We start from the raw sequence: 15,062 nt of genomic DNA on the forward strand, positions 1-15,062 counted from the left end.
TCCTTTCTTAAAAATCTCCCGGGGCTTAGATAGGCTTTCTTTGCCACCTTTTAAGGTGCATCCTGGGGTGAAAAGGGAGTGGAAAATAAACCTTACAAGCGAGAGGTCAGAGGTTCAAATCCTCTGCCGCCCACCACGATGGAAACGGCATAAACCCCGGGCCTAAACCCGGGGCTCCGTTTTTTTAGCCCTTGTTTACCCATTATCCGTAGTAGTGCGTTTGCCGGAAAGCAAAGGGGCAGGGTGGATCCCAGCGCGGACCGTCCCTTGACGGTCGTGTAAGGAATTTTGTGTAGGGATTTGTGTATGAATGGGGGTACCAGGAGAGGAAGGAGGTATCCCATGGACCAGGATACCCTGCAGGTGATGTTAAGGGAAATGGTGAGGGAGACGGTGACTGAGGGTTTGCAGACCCGCTTTGGGCCAAAGGCCCAAATGAACTACCTAGAGGCCGACCGGACGGTTCATCTGTGGCAGGGGCCCCAAAGGAGAGCGGTTACTATCCCCGCAAGCTGGAAACCGCTTTTGGCCGAGTGGAGCTGGCTATCCCTCGGGATCGGGAAGGGAGGTACTACCCCAGCCTTCTCTTGCTTTCACGAATACACAAATCTGTTTACCCTCAAGGTACGGGCTACGCCCGTGGCTCGGGTAAAGCAGGGGCACTTTTGCGGGGCGGCCGCCGGGCTTGAGGGCAGGGATCAGGGGGTCAAGGTACGGGTAAGGCCCGTGACCAAGGTAGGGGCGAGGCCCGTTACTTAGGAGGGCCCACTCGGCATCCGACAGGTCGCTATAGAGGTGTAGCGTTCACCCTTCAAGGATAGCGGACTTTTACAACAGTCTCTAACAACACCCCTCAAGGAGTTGTCCACCTCAGCACTTACCCTAGGGGCCTACCCCCACCCGGCTCTCCTGGGCGTCAATGGGAAACCGAAGAAGTGGGTGGATCTCCAGGGAAACCCGTTCCCCAGGTTGGGCGTCCAGGCGCACCCAGGCCTCCCCCCAGGGGAGCTCCACTCGGCAAAGGACCTCGCCCCTCAAGGTCCGCCTTTCCAATACCAAGGCCCGGTGATCCCTCCCCGGGCGGACCCATTCTTGGCGGAAGGCCCACACCTCCCCGTCCCTTTGGAGGAGGTTGGCCCGGCCAAAGGCCAGGAAGGATTCCAGGGAGTTGGGCCGCTCATAGAGCTCCTGGGGGGTTCCCACCTGCAGCATCCGTCCCCCGTGGACCACCCCGACCCGGTCCGCCAGGAGCATGGCCTCCTCGGGATCGTGGGTCACGTGGAGGGCGGTGATCCCCAGGTCCTTGAGGAGGGTGCGGACCTCCCGCCGCAGCTCCTCCCGCAGCACCGGGTCCAGGGCGGAGTAGGGCTCGTCCATCAGGATGACCTTGGGCTCCCGGGCCAGGGCCCGGGCCAAGGCCACCCGCTGCTGCTGCCCGCCGGAAAGCTCCTTGGGGTAGCGCCCCTCGAGGCCCGCCAGGTGCACCATTTGCAAAAGTTCCCCCACCCTTTTGCGCACCTCCCTTTCCGGAACCCGCCTTAACCGCAAGGGGAAGGCTATGTTGCCGAAAACGGTCATGTTGGGGAAAAGGGCGTAGTGCTGGAAGACCATCCCAATGGGCCGCCTCTCAGGGGGCAGGTTGTTGACCAGCTGGCCTCCTATGTAGACCTCCCCCCGGTCCGGGCTCTCAAAGCCCGCCACCAGGCGCAAGGTGGTGGTCTTACCGCACCCCGAAGGCCCTAGGAGGGTGAAAAACTCCCCCCTCCTGAGGCTGAGGTCCAGCCCCTCCACCGCCCTGACGGGCCCGTAGCGTTTGTGCACTTCCCTGAGCTCAACCACCCTTTGCCACCTTGCCAGAGATGTGTCAGGAGCGTGTCAAGACCCGGTAGTAGGCCCCCACCAGGGCCAGGGTAAGGAGGAGGATGTAGCTCATGGCCGCCGCCCCCGAGAGGTCCAGGCCTAGGAAGGCCTTGCGGTAGATGTAGTAGCTGACCAGGTCGGTGGCTGTGCCCGGCCCGCCCCGGGTGAGCACGTAGACCAGGTCGTAGGTCCGGATCTCCGTGAGGGTCTGGAGGATGAGGAGGACCGCCACCACGGGCCTTAGGAGGGGGAGGGTCACCCGCAGGAAGGCCTGAAGAGGGGTGGCCCCGTCCACGTAAGCGGCCTCCTCCAGCTCCCGGGGTAGGCCCTGGAAGAACCCCAAGAGGAGCCAGGCCATGAAGGGGAGGGCGAAGGCCAGGTAGGCCAGCACCAAGGAGGCCAGGGACCCCGAGAGGCCTAGGAGGCGCATGAGGGCGAAGAGGGGAAGGGCCAGGACGATGGGGGGGATCATCTGCACCGCCAGCACCGCGAACCTAAGCCCGTGCCCCCCCAAGCGGTAACGGGCCATGGCGTACCCGAGCCCCGCCGCCAAGGGCAGCCCCAGGAGGACCACCAAGGAGGCCACTTGAAGGCTATTCTGGAAGGCCTTACCAAAGGGTCCTGAAAGCACCTGCTGGAAGTTCTCCAGGGTCCAAGGACCCCAGGCCGGGGGTAGGGCGTAGGCCAGCCCCTCGGGCAGGAGGGCACTCCTAAGGGTCCAGAGGAGGGGCAGGAGGAAGGCCAGGCTGAAGGCCCAAAGGATCCCATGGGCTAAGAGGCGGAGGGCCCTAGAAGATCCAGGCACCGCCGTTCACCTCCAGGGCCTCACCCGTGATGAAGTCGCTGTCGGGACCGGCCAGGAAGCTCACCGCCTTGGCCACATCCTCGGGAAGCTCCAACCTCCCCAAGGGGGTTTGCCGGATATAGTCGGCTACCACCTCCTCAGGGGGGATGCCCCGAAGCCGGCTCTCCCAAGCCACCTCCCGTTCCTGCATGGAGGTGCGCACGAACCCGGGGTTGACCGCGTTGACGGTGATCCGGTAAGGGGCTAGCTCCTTGGCCGCCGCCTGCACCAGGCCCAAGACGGCGAACTTGCTGGCGCTATAGTGGGCCAGCAGGGGAGCCGCTTGCCGTGCCGCCATGGAGGCGATGGCGATCAGCTTACCCCGCACCTCCCGGCCCGGGATGGGGGGCTGGTCCACCATCCTGCGGCCGAAGGTCTGCAGGGTGAGGAAGGTGCCCTTGGCGTTCACGGTGAGGTTGAAATCCCACTCCTCCTCGGTGAGATCCAGGAAACGGTTCATGGTGGAGACCCCCGCGTTGGCCACCAACACGTCCAGCCGGCCGTCCTCCGCGAACACGCGATCCCGGGCCTCCTCCAGCTGGTCCCTGCGGGTCACATCCAGGGCCATGGAGGGCATGCCCAGGGCCTCCGCCACCTTTTTGGCCCTGTCCCCGTCCAGGTCCGTCACCCAGACCTTGAAGCCATCCTGGGCCAGCCGTTCCGCGATGGCCTTGCCGATGCCTGTACCCGCCCCCGTGACCAAAGCGTTAGGCATGCTCACCTCCAAGCCTGGGAAAGAGGTCCTTAAGCCGCCCGTAAAGCTCCCGGTAAAGCCCATAGAGGTGGCGGTACACGGGAATCCAGGCGGGCTCCGGCTCCGTGACCTCCTCCACCTCCCTTCTCAGGTCCCCGTAGCCCCATAGCCCCACGGCCACCCCCGCCAAAAAGGCCGTGCCGTAGGCGCTTCCCAGGTTCCCTTCCACCAGCTTGGCCAAGGGCCTCTCCAGGACGCTGGCGAGGATCCTGCGCCAAAGCTGGCTTTTAGCACCCCCGTCCATGACGAAAAGCCTGGAGACCTGGTGGCCCCTCCCCTCCAGGACCTCCAGGTGGTGGCGGAAGGCGTAGGCTACCGCCTCCAAAAGGGCCCGCCACACGTGGGCGGGGGTGTGGGTGAGGGTGAGGCCCACCACCACCCCTCGAGCCTCGGGGTCGTGGATGGGGGTCTTCTCCCCCAGGAAGTAGGGGAGGACCACCAACCCCTCCCCCCCTGGGGGCACGGCCTCCGCCTCCCGGTCCAGCTGGGCGAAGCCCTGGCCTGGGCGGAAGGCATCCCGGAACCACCTTAGAAGGCTCCCCGTGGTGGCCATGCAGCCGTTGATCACGAAAAGCCCAGGGATGTCGTGAAAGTCGATGAAAAGCTCGGGTATGGGGGTAAACCGGTCCACGGCGTAGAGGAAGTCTCCAGCCCCCCCTAGCTTCACCACCGCTTCGCCCTCCTCCTTGAGGCCCGAGGCCAAGGCGGCTGCAATGTGGTCCGCGCTTCCCGCGATGACAGGTAGGCCCTCGGGCAGGCCCAGCTCCCTGGAGGCCGGGCCCACCTGCCCCACCACCTCCCAAGGCTGCCGTACCGGCCCGAGGAGCTCACCCCCGATCCCCACGTAGTCCAGGACTTCCTTCAGCCAGCCCTCCTCCCCAGGGTTCCAAAGGCCGGATTCCAGGGCCCAGTTGGCCTCCTGATAACGCTCCCCCGTGAGGCGGAAGGTGAGGTGTTCGTAGGAACCCGAGATCCAGCGGGCCTTGGCCCACACCTCAGGCTCGTGCCGCCTCAGCCACAGGAGCTTGGGAGCTAAAACCTGCTGGTTCCACGTGGCCCCGGTGCGGGCGAAGAGCCAGGCGTCGCCGAAATGTTCCCTCAGCTCCCGGATCTCCGCCACCGCCCGGGCGTCGTTTTGCTGCAGGGAGGGCCTTAGGACCTCCCCCTTTTCCCCGTGGAGCACTAGGGCTGGCACCATGCCGGAGAGGCCCATGGCCTTAAGGCCCTTTGGGGCACGGCCTTGGAGCACCTGGGAGACCACGTGGCCCAATCCCCGCCACCAGTCCTCGGGGTCCTCCTCCGCGAAGCCCGGCCGGGGGGAGTGGAGGGGGTGGGGGTGCTCCGCCTCGGCGAGCACCTGGGCCTCCTCGGAGAGGAGAAGGGCCTTTACGGAGGTGGTGCCGATGTCCACGCCCAGGATCATGCCCGCCCCCGTACCTCCCGCACCCGGGCCATGAAGTCCTGGGCCCTCTTGGGGTCCACGGGGTTGAAGGTGTACCCGTCCCGCTTCAGGGCCGTGCCCACGATCACCCCGTCCGCCACCTCCAGGATGGCGGCCACCGTGTCGTGCCGTACCCCAGTATTGGCCAAGACGGGCACGTGGGGTAAGGCTTCCTTAACGGCCCTTATATGGGCCAGGTCCACCCCCTCCCCGGTCATGGGTCCCGAGACCAGGATGGCGTCCGCCAGGCTGGAGAAGACCGCGCTCCGGGCCCTTTCCACCAGGGACCGGGTGTCCAGGGGGGAGGCGAACTCCGCGGAAACGTTGTAGAAGAGGAAGAGGTCGTCCCGGCCTAACCTCTTCCGGTAACGCAGGGCCTCCGCGGCCCTGCCCTGCCACAGGCCCATGTCGGAGCCGTATAGCCCGGTGAAGATCTCCCGGGCAAAGAGGGCCCCCGTGGCCGCGGCCAAGGCTACGGTGGCCATGGGGTCCCAAAGCACATCCACCCCAAAGGGCACCCGGATCTCCCCCCTTAGCCGGCCGATCACATAGGCCATGGTGGCGGTGCTGGCCGGGTCCACCTGGAGCTCGTAGGGGCGGTCGTTTTCGTTGCCAAACATGACCGCGTCCACCCCGGCCTCTTGGAGGGCCTGAAGGTCATGCCGGGCGGCGGCCACGATCCCCTCGAGGTCCCCGTCGTAAAGGGGAGTCCCCGGGAGGGCTTTTAGATGTACCATGGCGATAACAGGCTTGTAGCCGAACCGCTCTTTAAAGGCTTTCATGGACCACCTCCACTTTTGCCAGGGACCGGAGGGTGGGGTCCTCCAGGTCCGTGATGACCAGGTCTATGGCGCCGAGGGGGGTCACAAAGGCTGGGGCCTTCCTGCCCCACTTGCTCCGGTCCGCCAGGAGCACCGTGCGTCTGCTGACCGCCATGGCCTTGCGTTTCACCGCCGCCTCCTCGAAGGTGTGGTTGGTGACCCCATCGGCGTCAAAGGCATCTGCCCCTAAGAAGAACACGTCCGCCCTCACCCCCCCCAAGGCCTCCTCCGCCCAGGGTCCCACCAGGCTGTAAAAGCCGTTGCGCACCCTGCCGCCCGGAAGCCAGACCTCCGTCTCCCCTTGGGCCAGGGCCTGGGCTATGGGGACATCCAAGGCCACCACCCGGACCCTTCTCCCCGCGAGGAGCCGGGCCAGGGCCAGGGTGGTGGTGCCGGAGTCCAGGATGAGGGTGGAGCCTTCGGCCACCTCCGCCAAGGCCCTCCTGGCAATGGCCTCCTTTACCCGGGGGTTCTGCCTCACCTTCAGCGCGTAGGGGGGTTCGGTTTCGGGCAGATAGGCGCCGCCATGGTCCCGGTGCAGGAGGCCCAGCCGGGCCAGGAGGGCCAGGTCCCTCCGGACCGTGGCCGGGGAGACGCCCAGGCGGTGGGCCAGCTCCTGGGTGCTCAGGCCCCCGTGCCGGCGGAGGAGATCCAGGAGGTTTTGTCGGCGGAGTTGGGCTAGGGGCATTTTGCGCGATTTTAAGCGACCGTGCACGTTTGTGTCAAGGGGGTCCTGGGCCCCTGGGGCCCCTCCCCCCTCCCGAGGGCGTCCCCGCGCCCCCTTGGCCCGGGAGCCCCAGGGGACAGGGTGGCCCTAGGCGGTCCCGGGCCCGGGATCGCGGGGCCGGCCAGGAGGGGCTACCCCCCGCAGGGCCCCACCCCCGGGCGGCCAGGGAGGGGGCCTTGGGGGGATGCCCCCACCCCTCGGCACGGGCCGCCCCCGGGGCAGGCCTCGAGGGGAAGCCCAGGGCCGCCTCGAGGGTCCGGTAGGGGTCCACCCGCCCGCTCCAAGCCGGCCCCGCCCAAGCCCAGGCCGGGGAGCCCGCCCCCTGGCCCCAGGGCTTCGCCCCCCGCCGTGAGGCCCCGGCCGCGGCCGAGGCCCGGACCAGGCCCACGGGGGTTCGCCTGGGCCGCATGCCCATCTAGGAAGGCCCCCCGGCCACTCCCCCTGGGAAAACCCCTGAGGCCGGCCCGCCCGGGGACAGGGCTGCCATGCGGCCCCTTGTGGCGGAGGGGCTCCTCACACCTCCGCCCAGCTATGGGGTGTAGCGCCCTCGGCGCCCTTTTGCCCATGGGGTTTGGGGAGCGCCGGGCACCAGCCAGGTCAGGGCCTGCTTGCCCGCTGCCGTTGGCGGAGGAGGGCAGCCGCCGCCAGGACCTGGAGGGTGAGGAGGACCAGGAAGGCTGGTCCGTAACCTAGCCTCTCCACCACCACACCCAACCCTCCCTGGACCAGGAAGATCCCTACCACCCCCGCCAGGTTCACCAGGCCCAGGACCCCACCCGCTCCTGGGCCGGCAAGGCTTGCGGTATAGGCCAGAACGAGCCCGTTGAAGCCGCCGCCAAGGCCCACCATGGCGTAGCCTACGGGTAGGAGGAGGCCTCCGGGCCAAAGGGCCAGGCCGCAGGCGAACACCAGCATCCCCACCATAAGGGCCGGGCCGACACCGAGGTATCTGGCCAGAAGGCCGGCCAGGAGCCCCCCCAGGACGGAGGCCCCATTCAGGAGGAAGAGTAGCCGGCTTACCTGGAGGGCCTCCAGGCCGAGATGGTAGGCGAACGCTCCGGCCCAAAGGCTCTGCAGGGCAAAGAAGGACCCTATGTAGGCGAAGGCCACCACCCCCATCCCCAAGGCTCCCCTCGGGGCCCGTGCCCCCTCGGGGTGCGAAGGGCGGAGCCCCACCTGGGGATCCGAGGGACCAACGGCCAGACCCAGAAGGCCCAGGCCCCAGGAGGCCAGGGCGAGGACCACGAAGGCTCCCCGCCAGCCCAGTCGTTCGCCCAAGAGGGCTAAGGGCACCGTGGCCATCAGGCCCCCGAGCCCCCCCAGGGCTACGGTGAAGGCGCTCAGGCTCGCCAGGTGGGCGGGTGCATGGAGCTGGTAGGCCCTCACGCTCCCCACCAGGGCCAAGGCCACGCCCACCCCCATCAAGGCCCTTCCCGCCATCAGAAAGGCTGGGCTCGTGGCCAAGGCGAAAAGGAAAGAGCCCAATCCCGCCACCAGGAGCAAGGGAAACAGGGTCCGCCGGGGGCCCCTTCGCTCCATCAGCCATCCCAAGGGGACCTGGCCCAGGGCGAAGGCCAGGTAGAAGCTGGCGGTCAGACCCCCCAGGAGGGCGGGGGCCAGGTGGAGCTCCGCGGCCAGGGGCTCGGCCAGGACGGCATTGGCGGAACGCAGCAGGTAGGACAGGGCGTAGGCTAGGGCGTAGGGTAGGAGGCGGTAGGCTACCGCCCCCATAGGAGTGGACGGAGGAAGGGCCAGTAGGCCAAGAGCACCAGTCCCAACACCGAAGCCAGGACGAAAGGCCAGATCTCCCGCCAGATCCTCTCGATGGGCAGGCCGCTGATGCGGGCGCTCACGAAAAGGTTCACCGCCACGGGGGGCGTGATCTGCCCAATGGCCATGTTGACCGTCATCACGATCCCCATCCAGACGGGGTCCCAGCCCATGTGGGCCAGGACCGGAAGCAGGATGGGCAGGGTGAGGTAGTAGATGCTCACCGCGTCCAGAAGCATCCCCAGGACCAGCCAGAACACGTTGAGGAGAAGCATTAGGCCCAGGGGATTCCCACTCCATTCCAGGAGGGACTGGGAAACCCTACCCACCAGGCCCACGGTGTCCGCGGCCCAGGCGAAGATGCCGGCCCAGGCCACGATGGCCATGACCACGGCGCTGGACACCCCTGCCTCCACCAGGAGGGGAACCAGATGGGCCGGCCTCAGGGTGCGGTAGACGAAAAAGCCCACGAAAAGCCCCCAGAAAACTCCCACGGCCGCCGCCTCGGTGGGGGTAAAGACCCCCCCGTAGATCCCCCCCAGGATAAGGATGGGGGTGAGGAGGCCCGGTGCCGCCTCCAGGACCAAGCGTCCTAAGGGGTGATGCTGGCCGTGATCGTGGGCCCTTCCCCAGCCCCGGGCCCGGACCACCAGTATCGCCGCCAGGCCCAGGAACCCTCCCATGAGGATACCGGGTAGGATTCCGGCCCAAAACTGCTGGGCCACCGAGGTGGTGGCCAAGGTGGCGTAGACGATCAGGGCTATGGAAGGGGGGATGACGATGGAAAGCTCCGCGGAGGCGGCCACCAGGCCCGCGGCAAACCCCGGGGCGTAACCCTGGCGCACCATCATGGGGATGAGGATCCCTCCAAGGGCGGCCACGGTGGCGGGTCCGGAGCCGGATACCGCCCCCCAGAACATGCCCGCCAGCACCGTGGCCACCGCGGCCCCCGCCCGCCAGCCGCCCACCGCCGCCAGAAGGAGGCGCACAATCCGCTCGGCGATCCCGGCCCGGTCCATCACCGTCCCCGCCAGGATGAAAAAGGGGATGGCCAGGAGAGGGAACTTGGCGATGCCGGCTTGGAAGTTGAAGGAGACCACCTGGAGGCCAAGGCCACCCATGGCGATCACCAAGACGGCGCTGGCGCCCAGGGCTCCGGCCACGGGGACCCGCAGCAGGAGGAGGGTCACAAAGCAGGCGATGAGCAGAATGCCAAGATCCACGCCCTCACCCCTTGAGGCTCCGCCACGCCCCCTCTAGGGCCCGGAACGCTACCCAAAGGGCCAGGAAAGGGGTAGGCAGGGTGTAGACCGCATTGGGCAGGCCCAGGGAGGGAGAGGTGGCCCTGAGGACGAGGTCGTCCCGGGCCTGCCCCCAGGCCAGGTAGGCCAGAAGCAGAAAGAGAAGGGCAAACACGGCGAACCCCAGGGCGATGAAACCCCGGCGCCAGCCCGCCGGCAGGGCCTCGGTCAGGGCCACGAAACGGATATGGGCCCCCTCCTGGCCCTCCCGCAGGCCGATGGCGATGCCCAGGAGGGTTGCCCAGACGAAGGCGTTCACCAGGAGCTCCTCCGAGAAGGCCAGGGGGTAATGGAGCAGGTAGCGGGTGAGCACGTTGGCAAAGGCCAGGGTAGCCATGCCACCCAGGAGAAGGGCCAGAAGGAGCTCCTCGAGGCGCCTCAGCATCAACGGACCCGCTTCTTGTCCGCCTCCGCCTGGACCACCAGGGTTCCCCCGATCTCGTTCATCCAGCGCTGCACCACCCCCGCTACCCGGTCCCGGAAGCGCCCGATCTCCAGGGGCGAGAGCACGGTCACCTGCACCCCTTGGGAGCGCAGGTAGGCCAAGGGATCCGTGATCTCCACCTTAATTCCCATGGAGGCCAGATACTTTAGGGCGGTGCCGTCGTCCATTCCCGCGCGGGCCAGGGCCTTCTGGTACCGGGCTGCCTCGAGGGCCGCCTCCTGGATGGCCTTCTGTACGTCGCTAGGGAAGGTGCGCCAGGTCTGGGCGCTGGCGGCGAAGATGAGGGGGTCGATCACGTAGTTCCAGACCGTAAGGTAGCGTTGCCCCAGCTCCCAAAGCTTATAGGGAATGATCACCCCCACGATAGGGTTCTCCTGGCCCTCGATGACGCCCTGCTGCAGCGCCGTCAAGACCTCGGCCCAGCTCATGGAGGTGGGGTTGGCGCCCAAGGCCCGGAAGGTGTCGATGAAGATGGGGGCGCCCACCACCCGGATCTTCAGGCCCTGGAGGTCTTCGGGAGAACGCACGGGGCGCTTGGAGTTGGTGAGCTGCCTGTAGCCATTCTCCCCCCAGGCCAGGGGTTCCGCTCCCAGCTGCCTGAGCCTTTGGAAGATGGCCTTCCCCGCCTGGCCCTCCTCCACCGCATCCAGCTCCTTGTAGCTGGGGAAGAAGAAGGGAAGGTTAAAGAGGTTGAGCTCCTTCACCTGGGGCGACCAGTTGATGGTGGAGCCGATGGCGAAATCGGCCACCCCAGTCCGGAGCAGCTGGAACTCGTTGGTCTGCTGACCGGCAAAAAGCTGGCCCGAGAAGTAGATCTTGATGTTCACGCGGCCCCCGGTTTTCTCCCTGACCAGGTCGGCAAACTTCTGAGCCCCCATGCCCCAGGCGGTGTTGGGGGCCACCACCACGGAAAGCTTGTACTCGCCCTTGAACTGGGCCAGGGCCAGCCCCAAGAGCACCAGAATCCCCGCCAGTATCCGCCTCATCTCACACCTCCTCGTAGAAACCCAAGATTGCGCCCACGGGGTAGGTCTTACCCACCTCCGCCAAGGCCTCCCTTAAGATCCCGTCCGCCTCAGCCTCCACCTCCACCAAGGCCTTGTCGCTTTCCACCTGGAAGAGGGGCTCCCCGCGGCGGAAGGCCTCCCCCACCCCTTTGAGGAAACCCTGGAAGGTGCCCTCCTGCATGGTGAGGCCCAACTGGGGCATGCGAATGGGCTTCAGGCCCATGCCAACACCTCCTTGGCCGCCATGAGGATGTCCTCCACCTGGGGGATTACCCGCCTCTCCAAGGGGGGGCTAAAGGGGATGGGCACGTGGGCGGCCCCTACCCGGGCCACGGGGGCCTTCAGCTTCCGCCAGAGCCTCTCCTCCAGGGTGGCGGCGATCTCCGCCCCCGGGCCCAGGAAACGCCAGCTCTCGTGGGCCACCACCGCCCTACCGGTCCGCTCCACGGAGCCCAGGAGGGTGTCCCAGTCCAAGGGGTAGAGGGTCTTTAGGTCCACCACCTCGGCCTCCACCCCATCCCTGGCCAGGGCTTCCGCCGCTTCGAGGGTCTTGTGCAGGGTCAAGGAGTAGCTGATGAGGGTCACATCCCTCCCCTCCCGCACCACCTCTGCCCGGCCCAGGGGAACCAGGTACTCCCCTTCGGGCACGGGTCCTTTTCTCGGGTAGAGGGCCTTGTGCTCCAGGTAGAGGACCGGGTCCTCGGCCCGGATGGCGCTTTTCAAGAGGCCCTTGGCATCCCTGGGGGTGGCCGGGGCCACCACCTTGAAACCGGGCAGATGCAGGAAAAGGCCCTCGAGGCTCTTGGAATGATGGGCCCCAGCCGAGCGTATGGCCCCGTCGGGGGCCCGGATGACCACGGGGGCCTTGAGCTTGCCCCCGGACATGTAGCGAAGGCTGGCCATCTGGTTTACCAGCTCGTCCATGGCGAGGAGGAGGAAGTCGGCGAAGTGGATGTCCAGAACGGGCCTAGCGCCCACCAATGCGGCCCCTAAGGCCGCTCCCACCAGGGTGGGCTCGCTGATGGGAGTATCCCGGATCCTTTCCAACCCGAAGCGTTGGGGAAGCCCTTTGAACTGGCCGAAAATGCCCCCTTGCTTGGCGATGTCCTCGCCCATGAGGAACACCCGGGGGTCCCGGGCCATCTCCTCCTCCATGGCTTCCCGTGTGGCCTCGGCAAAGGTGATCTCCCTCATGGCTCCTCCCAGGGGTAGTCGGATACCGGCTCGGCGAAAACCCCTACCAGGGCCTCCTCCGGGTCCGGCCAGGGGCTTCCCTCCGCGAAAACCACCGCCTCCTCCAAGAGCTCCTCCTCTTTCCTCTCCAGGGCCTCGAGCTCCTCCTGGGCCAGGCCCAAGGCCAAGAGCCTCGCCCGGGCGAGGCCCAGGGGGTCCCGCCTCCGGGCCTCTTCCACCTCCTGACGGCTACGGTAGCGCTCGGGATCGCCCACGTAATGCCCCTTAAACCGGTAGGTGTGGGCTTCCACAAAGGCAGGTCCCCGGCCGCTGCGCACGTGGGCCAACAGCTCCCCAACGGCCCGGTGAACTTCCTCCACGTCGGATCCGTCCGCCTCGAGATAGGGGATCCCATAGGCACCCACCAGTGCGGGAACCTGGAAGGCGTGGCTTTCGGCGAAACCGGTGGTGGAGGCATACCGGTTGTTCTCCAGGACGAAGAGGACGGGAAGTTGCCACAGGGCTGCCAGGTTGAGGCTTTCGTGAAGTACCCCTCGGCCCAGGGCCCCATCGCCAAAAAAGCAGAACACGGCCCCCTCGTGGCCTAGGATGCGGAGGCCCAGCCCTGCACCCACGGCGATGGGGAGGCCGCCCGCCACAATGCCGTTAGCCCCCAGCATCCCGCGGCGGGCGTCGAACAGGTGCATGCTACCCCCTTTTCCTCGACAGACCCCCGTGCGCCGCCCGAACAGCTCGGCCATGAGATCCCGGGGATCCACGCCTAGGGCCAAGGCGTGCCCGTGGCCGCGGTGAGTACTGGTCAGGTAGTCCCCAGGCCGAAAGTGGGCCAGGGCACCGGCGGCCACCGCCTCCTGCCCAATGTAAAGGTGGACGAAACCCGGGATCTTACCCGCCAAGAAGAGCCGCTCCACCCGCTCCTCAAACCGCCGGATCCGGTACATGATCCGATAGAGGTCAAGGAGCTCCATGGATCTCCTCCCCCGTTACCATGCGTTTTAGGTCCTCCCGCCCCGTCCACAGGGCGGTAAGCTTTTCCACCCCGTAGGCCAAGGTCATCTCGGCCAGCACCACGTCGTGGCGCACGTACTCCTCTGCCACCAAGACCAGGGCAGGATCGCGCGTGCGCACAGCCCAACTTTTGCCTTCTCGGACCAGGTTTCCTACCACCACCTCCTCGTGGTCCTTGGCCACCACGAAAAGCCGGGCCCGGAGCCTCCTCTCCACCACCTGCGGATCCACGAAATGGTGGAAGTAAACCTTGCCCAACCTGGGATCGGCTCGCTGGCCGAAGAGGACCAGCCGGATGGATACGCCCCGCTCCTTAGCATCCAAGAGGTGGGGTTCCAGCGCATCCAGCTGTTCTTGCCAAAGGGACAGGGTCAACGCCCGCCCGGCACGCTGGACCAAGGAACGGGCCTCAGCGAGGGCCCTGTCAAAGCCCTGCACCCGCCAAATGGTTTCCAAGGAAGGTTCGGAGTTAAGCCGTGAAAGGCTTTCCTTTGCCCGGGCCAGCTTATTCCCAACCTCTTGTTCCAACCGGGACAGGAGCTCGGTTGGGGAAACGGCATCGTAGAAAACTCCCTCGCCCTCCTCCACCCGGTAGGCCGCCCCCCTTGCCACCAGACGTTCCAGGGTTTGGTATACCATGGAGCGGGGTACGCCGCTCCCTTTGGCCACCTCGTACCCCTTCTGCCTGCCCCCCCGCACCAACGCTAGGTAAGCCCTGGCCTCGTTGGGACTGAAGCCTAAAGCTTGGAGGTCGGCAAGGGCTGCAGCGTCCCCGTCCATCCAGCCCATAGTAGTTAGCCCCCTAACGACGTCCGCTAGCTTACCACTGCCTTGCCCGGGGCGTCAAGGGTTTGTGCCTTATCTTCCCCTCTAACACCGGAGACCCCCCTGGGATTAACCCTCGTAAAGGTTCCGGAACGAGGTCCACAAGCTCTTCAAATGCACTGCTCTAAAGGGACAACTTGGGCCAAGGGGAGGGCTCTTCTTCCCCCCTAACCACCTTTTCCCACAACTTGGCCCTTAAAGCCCCTAAGCCATAGTACCCACACCGAAACCCGCAACCCCTTCCCCACCCGCGCCTCACGGCGTTGGCCAACCCTCCACCATCCCCAACACCTTACCCCTGGCCCGGCAGGAGCCCACCCTCCAGCTGTCCTGGCAGCTCCAGGTAAGGATAACTTCGAGCGTAAGTTCCAAAAAAGTGCTATTCCGGGGAAAAGGTGTTTGGAGCCTTAGGCTCCTAGCCAACTCCAGGAGCAAGATTGACCGTCCGAAAGCTGGCGCAAGAACTAGAACTTTCCTCTCCTCCTGTGAAAGCGGCTTTGGTCGCTCCAGAACAGGAAGGCCTCGTGCGCTCCGTGCCACATAAGGGGTACCAGGTGTTTAAAGCCAACGGCGATTTACGAGCTACGTGAGGGCTTAGTAAGCCTAGCTTACCGCTTGGCTGCCGACAGAAGTGATACGAAATTGGTACAAACACTTGTGAATTTGTGGCAAAAGCAGAAGGAAGCGGCAGCAAAGGGGGATCTAGAGGCGTACGGAGATTTAGAGATGGAGTTTCATCGGACCATATGGGAGGCCTCTGGAAACAGGCGCTTGTATCGAGTTGCTCAGAACCTTGATGGTCACGTTAGATTTCTTATAAATACGTCTGCCGGTGTTTTGGGGCGCCTCTCCTCATCTATTGAAGAACACCACGAGATCAAAGAGGCCATAGCCAGGAGAGACGCCTTATCATCAGAAGCTGCCATGCGAGCGCATATTCGCAATGCCTGGCAAGCGCTAAGAAGGTTATTTGGACCAGAAACGTCACGAGAACTCTACTTAGGCAAAAAACTATGAACTACCTTTTGGCCCTGGACCAGGGTACCAGCAGCAGCCGGGCCCTCC

General features: G+C 65.8%; 15 protein-coding genes and 2 pseudogenes. 3 read left to right on the forward strand and 14 right to left on the reverse strand.

Translation table 11 applies throughout. The features are described 5' to 3' along the window. Positions 1 to 300 precede the first annotated feature (300 nt). Positions 301 to 587, forward strand: a pseudogene (locus tag L0D18_RS10865) (transposase); the annotation flags it as partial. 295 nt (positions 588 to 882) lie between these two features. On the opposite strand, the gene L0D18_RS10870 reads toward L0D18_RS10865, so the two are convergent. The 14 genes from L0D18_RS10870 to L0D18_RS10935 all read right to left on the reverse strand — a co-directional run bounded on the left by L0D18_RS10870 (position 883) and on the right by L0D18_RS10935 (position 13,952). Continuing rightward, positions 883 to 1,839 (reverse strand): ABC transporter ATP-binding protein, encoded by a 957-nt coding sequence (locus L0D18_RS10870; RefSeq protein WP_243029008.1) that lies wholly within the window; start codon positions 1,837 to 1,839, stop codon positions 883 to 885. Positions 1,840 to 1,864: 25 nt separating this feature from the next. Further along, positions 1,865 to 2,665, reverse strand: coding sequence for a carbohydrate ABC transporter permease (locus L0D18_RS10875; protein ID WP_243029010.1), 801 nt, complete (start codon positions 2,663 to 2,665; stop codon positions 1,865 to 1,867). Next, a complete protein-coding gene (locus L0D18_RS10880) occupies positions 2,649 to 3,419 on the reverse strand; it encodes an SDR family NAD(P)-dependent oxidoreductase (protein ID WP_243029012.1) in 771 nt (256 codons plus the stop codon). Before L0D18_RS10880 ends, L0D18_RS10875 begins: the two co-directional genes overlap by 17 nt. Then, positions 3,412 to 4,881, reverse strand: coding sequence for an FGGY-family carbohydrate kinase (locus tag L0D18_RS10885; RefSeq protein WP_243029013.1), 1,470 nt, complete (start codon positions 4,879 to 4,881; stop codon positions 3,412 to 3,414). Before L0D18_RS10885 ends, L0D18_RS10880 begins: the two co-directional genes overlap by 8 nt. Next, positions 4,878 to 5,681 carry a BtpA/SgcQ family protein gene (locus tag L0D18_RS10890; RefSeq protein WP_243029015.1) on the reverse strand — a complete coding sequence of 268 codons (804 nt, stop codon included), beginning with the start codon at positions 5,679 to 5,681 and terminating at the stop codon, positions 4,878 to 4,880. The genes L0D18_RS10885 and L0D18_RS10890 overlap by 4 nt, the downstream gene beginning before the upstream one ends. Then, a complete protein-coding gene (locus L0D18_RS10895) occupies positions 5,668 to 6,408 on the reverse strand; it encodes a DeoR/GlpR family DNA-binding transcription regulator (RefSeq protein WP_243029017.1) in 741 nt (246 codons plus the stop codon). Before L0D18_RS10895 ends, L0D18_RS10890 begins: the two co-directional genes overlap by 14 nt. A 636-nt stretch (positions 6,409 to 7,044) precedes the next feature. Next, positions 7,045 to 8,178 (reverse strand): MFS transporter, encoded by a 1,134-nt coding sequence (locus L0D18_RS10900; RefSeq protein WP_243029018.1) that lies wholly within the window; start codon positions 8,176 to 8,178, stop codon positions 7,045 to 7,047. Then, positions 8,166 to 9,440 (reverse strand): TRAP transporter large permease, encoded by a 1,275-nt coding sequence (locus tag L0D18_RS10905; protein WP_243029019.1) that lies wholly within the window; start codon positions 9,438 to 9,440, stop codon positions 8,166 to 8,168. The genes L0D18_RS10900 and L0D18_RS10905 overlap by 13 nt, the downstream gene beginning before the upstream one ends. Positions 9,441 to 9,444: 4 nt before the next feature. Further along, positions 9,445 to 9,903 carry a TRAP transporter small permease gene (locus L0D18_RS10910; protein WP_243029021.1) on the reverse strand — a complete coding sequence of 153 codons (459 nt, stop codon included), beginning with the start codon at positions 9,901 to 9,903 and terminating at the stop codon, positions 9,445 to 9,447. After that, complete coding sequence (locus L0D18_RS10915) at positions 9,903 to 10,949, reverse strand: DctP family TRAP transporter solute-binding subunit (protein ID WP_243029024.1); 1,047 nt, start codon at positions 10,947 to 10,949, stop codon at positions 9,903 to 9,905. The genes L0D18_RS10910 and L0D18_RS10915 overlap by 1 nt, the downstream gene beginning before the upstream one ends. Before the next feature lies 1 nt (position 10,950). Next, the gene (locus L0D18_RS10920; protein ID WP_243029026.1) at positions 10,951 to 11,193 is read right to left on the reverse strand and encodes a lipoyl domain-containing protein; all 243 of its coding nucleotides are present in this window, start codon (positions 11,191 to 11,193) and stop codon (positions 10,951 to 10,953) included. Continuing rightward, a complete protein-coding gene (locus L0D18_RS10925; RefSeq protein ID WP_243029028.1) occupies positions 11,184 to 12,164 on the reverse strand; it encodes an alpha-ketoacid dehydrogenase subunit beta in 981 nt (326 codons plus the stop codon). Before L0D18_RS10925 ends, L0D18_RS10920 begins: the two co-directional genes overlap by 10 nt. Then, positions 12,161 to 13,132, reverse strand: a complete 972-nt coding sequence (locus L0D18_RS10930; protein ID WP_243029029.1) for a thiamine pyrophosphate-dependent dehydrogenase E1 component subunit alpha — start codon at positions 13,130 to 13,132, stop codon at positions 12,161 to 12,163. Before L0D18_RS10930 ends, L0D18_RS10925 begins: the two co-directional genes overlap by 4 nt. Further along, a complete protein-coding gene (locus L0D18_RS10935; protein WP_243029031.1) occupies positions 13,119 to 13,952 on the reverse strand; it encodes a TrmB family transcriptional regulator in 834 nt (277 codons plus the stop codon). Before L0D18_RS10935 ends, L0D18_RS10930 begins: the two co-directional genes overlap by 14 nt. 479 nt (positions 13,953 to 14,431) lie before the next feature. Between L0D18_RS10935 and L0D18_RS12035 the strand changes: the two are divergent. Both L0D18_RS12035 and L0D18_RS12040 read left to right on the forward strand, forming a co-directional pair. Next, positions 14,432 to 14,587 (forward strand): annotated as a pseudogene (locus L0D18_RS12035) (hypothetical protein); the annotation flags it as partial. After that, positions 14,571 to 15,014, forward strand: coding sequence for a GntR family transcriptional regulator (locus L0D18_RS12040; protein WP_423247910.1), 444 nt, complete (start codon positions 14,571 to 14,573; stop codon positions 15,012 to 15,014). The pseudogene L0D18_RS12035 and the gene L0D18_RS12040, both read left to right, overlap by 17 nt. Positions 15,015 to 15,062 lie beyond the last annotated feature (48 nt).

The organism is Thermus albus, assembly GCF_022760855.1.
Taxonomy (GTDB): Bacteria; Deinococcota; Deinococci; order Deinococcales; family Thermaceae; genus Thermus; species Thermus albus.

Excerpts from the sequence above, each read along its gene's own strand:
- L0D18_RS10900 (WP_243029018.1), bottom strand. The coding sequence starts at position 8,178 with ATGGGGGCGGTAGCCTACCGCCTCCTACCCTACGCCCTAGCCTACGCC.
- L0D18_RS10910 (WP_243029021.1), bottom strand. The coding sequence starts at position 9,903 with ATGCTGAGGCGCCTCGAGGAGCTCCTTCTGGCCCTTCTCCTGGGTGGC.
- L0D18_RS10890 (WP_243029015.1), bottom strand. The coding sequence starts at position 5,681 with ATGAAAGCCTTTAAAGAGCGGTTCGGCTACAAGCCTGTTATCGCCATG.
- L0D18_RS10915 (WP_243029024.1), bottom strand. The coding sequence starts at position 10,949 with ATGAGGCGGATACTGGCGGGGATTCTGGTGCTCTTGGGGCTGGCCCTG.
- L0D18_RS10880 (WP_243029012.1), bottom strand. The coding sequence starts at position 3,419 with ATGCCTAACGCTTTGGTCACGGGGGCGGGTACAGGCATCGGCAAGGCC.
- L0D18_RS10930 (WP_243029029.1), bottom strand. The coding sequence starts at position 13,132 with ATGGAGCTCCTTGACCTCTATCGGATCATGTACCGGATCCGGCGGTTT.
- L0D18_RS10920 (WP_243029026.1), bottom strand. The coding sequence starts at position 11,193 with ATGGGCCTGAAGCCCATTCGCATGCCCCAGTTGGGCCTCACCATGCAG.
- L0D18_RS10925 (WP_243029028.1), bottom strand. The coding sequence starts at position 12,164 with ATGAGGGAGATCACCTTTGCCGAGGCCACACGGGAAGCCATGGAGGAG.
- L0D18_RS10935 (WP_243029031.1), bottom strand. The coding sequence starts at position 13,952 with ATGGACGGGGACGCTGCAGCCCTTGCCGACCTCCAAGCTTTAGGCTTC.
- L0D18_RS10895 (WP_243029017.1), bottom strand. The coding sequence starts at position 6,408 with ATGCCCCTAGCCCAACTCCGCCGACAAAACCTCCTGGATCTCCTCCGC.
- L0D18_RS10885 (WP_243029013.1), bottom strand. The coding sequence starts at position 4,881 with ATGATCCTGGGCGTGGACATCGGCACCACCTCCGTAAAGGCCCTTCTC.